The 207-nt window shown below is 47.3% G+C and carries 1 protein-coding gene; it reads left to right on the top strand.

Annotated elements, in window-relative coordinates; genetic code table 11:
* Nucleotides 1-207: flavin reductase family protein (locus tag A3712_RS24980; protein ID WP_197465918.1), on the top strand; the 207-nt coding region annotated here is incomplete at both ends.

The raw sequence follows: 207 nt of genomic DNA, 5'->3' as shown, positions 1-207 counted from the left end.
CTGACCAAGAATACAATTTAGCGCCTTTCTCTTATTTCACGCCTGTTTCAAGTAATCCGCCACTGCTGATGTTATCGGTCGGGAAGAAGCCATCGGGAGAAATCAAAGATACCACTCGTAATGCTCATGAGACGGGTAAGCTAGTTATACATATTGCATCGTCGAGTTCAGCTGAAGTGATGACCGCTACGGCCGCTACCCTTGAGC

The sequence above is a fragment of the Vibrio sp. HI00D65 genome, from assembly GCF_001635455.1.
Taxonomy (GTDB): domain Bacteria; phylum Pseudomonadota; class Gammaproteobacteria; order Enterobacterales; family Vibrionaceae; genus Vibrio.
This window is presented reverse-complemented; position numbering and strand designations above follow the sequence as displayed.